Annotated in this window: 2 protein-coding genes; both read left to right on the forward strand. The window is 70.0% G+C overall.

Annotated features, from left to right (window positions below; all coding sequences use genetic code 11):
- The first annotated feature begins 157 nt into the window (after nucleotides 1-157).
- Nucleotides 158-967, forward strand: coding sequence for a helix-turn-helix transcriptional regulator (locus tag CCN37_RS10845; RefSeq protein WP_086820599.1), 810 nt, complete (start codon nucleotides 158-160; stop codon nucleotides 965-967).
- 239 nt (nucleotides 968-1206) lie between these two features.
- On the forward strand, nucleotides 1207-2001 hold the full coding sequence (locus CCN37_RS10850) for a trypsin-like serine protease (protein ID WP_246842942.1): 795 nt from the start codon (nucleotides 1207-1209) through the stop codon (nucleotides 1999-2001).
- Nucleotides 2002-2187 lie beyond the last annotated feature (186 nt).

Genomic DNA, 2187 nt, shown 5'->3' on the forward strand with positions numbered 1-2187 from the left:
CGGACCGGGAGGCGCGGATCACGGTGTGGCCAGAGGCCTCCAGCAGGGACGACACGGCGGACCCGATGGTGCCGCTCGCGCCGACGACGATGATTCTCATGGCGCCCAGCGTTGCCCGTACTGGAAACGCTAGCCAGAACCCTGGGAGGGTCAGGTTATGGAGCTGGGGGAGTACCTGAAGGCATGCCGCGCGCGGATCAGCCCGGCCGACGCGGGGCTGCCGACGGGTGGCAGGCGGCGGGTGCGGGGGTTGCGGCGGGAGGAGCTGGCGGGGCTCGCGGGGATCAGCGTGCCGTACTACACGCGGTTGGAGCAGGGGCGCGACCGCAACGCCTCGGACTCCGTGCTGGACGCGGTGGCGCGCGTGCTGCGGCTGGACGGCGATGAGCGCGCGCACCTCTACCGGCTGGCGCGAGGAACCGACCACGCCACGCCAGAACGGCTCCGGCCGAGCCTTCAGCTCATGATCGACTCGATGCGGGACGTTCCGGCGCTCGTGATGGGGCGGCGGACGGACGTGCTGGCGTGGAACCGGCTCGCGCACGCGTTGCTCGCGCCGCACCACGACTTCGCGGAGCCGCACACCGTGAACCTCGCACGGTTGGTTTTTCTCGACCAGGCCACGCGGGAGCTCTACGTCGACCACGACCGGAAGATGCGCGATGCCGTCGCGCACCTGCGAATGATCTCCGGTGCCTACCCGGGAGACGACGGCATCGCGCAACTCATCGACGAGTTGTCGTTGCGGAGCAAGGACTTCGCCGCGCTCTGGACGGAGTACCCGGTCCGCAACTGCGCGTTCAACGCGCGCGAGTACGACCACCCCGTCGTGGGACGGCTGACGCTGACGGACGAGCTGATGCTGCTGCCGGACGACGAGGGGCAGCGAGTCGTCGTCTACACGGCGGAGTCCGGTACCAGTTCGGCCAAGGCGCTCGCGCGACTCGTACACCATCTGCTTTCATAGGTCCAGCAAGGACTTTCTCCGGCAGTCCACTGTGGAATCAACAATTCCTCCGGATTTCGCCCAAGCACTTGACGGCCGGGAAAGCCCTGGTGCGCTGCGGCGTTCGGGCCCCGTTCCTGCTCCGATCGGCCGCCCTCCCGGCGTCGCTTGTCCGGAGAACCCGTTCTGGAGTTGCCTTTTCCCAACCGGCCCGCCTGCGGCCGGACCTCGTTCGAGGGCACGGGGAAAGGAGTGACCTAGTGAACTCCCTGCGTCACCTGGTCAAGATCGTCGGCATCACCGCGGCGCTCGGCATCGCCGCCACCACGACCGGAACCGCCACCGCCGCGCCGGCCAAGCCGTCCGGCGACCTGTCGCCGATGATCGTCGGCGGCAGCCCGGCCACCACGGAGCAGTACCCGTGGACGGTCGCGCTGATCTACAACGGCACCCAGTGGTGCGGCGGCACGCTCGTCGCGCCGAACAAGGTCGTCACCGCCGCGCACTGCACGGCGGGCAAGGCGGCCAGCTCCTGGGGCGTCGCCGCCGGGCGCACCGACCTGCGCACCAGCGAGGGCGTGCTGGCCAAGGTCACCAAGGTCTGGCAGCACCCGAACTACCGCAGCGTCACCCAGGGCGACGACGTCGCCGTGATGACGCTGGACCAGAACCTGCCGTACAAGACCCTGCCGCTGGCCACCACGGCGGACTCCGGCCTGTACGCGGCCGGCACCGTCGCGAAGACCCTGGGCTGGGGCGACACCACCGGCACGGGCACCTACTCCGACACCCTGAACCAGGTCGACGTGCCGGTGACCTCCGACCAGACCTGCGCCACGGCCTACGGCACCGACTACCGCAAGGCGTCGATGGTCTGCGCGGGCTACCCGAACGGGGGCAAGGACAGCTGCCAGGCCGACTCCGGCGGTCCGCTGGTCGCGGGCGGCAAGCTGATCGGCGTCGTCTCCTGGGGTGAGGGCTGCGCCCTCGCGGGCAAGCCCGGCGTCTACGCCCGGGTCTCCTCCTACGTGGACCTGATCAAGCAGCAGCTCTGACGCGTCGCGTTCGGCGGGCGGCCCACCCGGGTCGCCCGCCTTCGCTCGTTCCCTTGCGCGCCAACGGTTCCCGCCCAGGAGTGGGCGAATGTCGGACCGGCGAAGTATGGTGGTGCGTGGTTCGGGGTCGATCGAGCGACGGGCGGTGACGGTGATCAAGTGCCAGTGGCACCGGGTGGTGCCGGA

The organism is Allokutzneria sp. NRRL B-24872, assembly GCF_002155965.1.
Classification (GTDB): domain Bacteria; phylum Actinomycetota; class Actinomycetes; order Mycobacteriales; family Pseudonocardiaceae; genus Allokutzneria.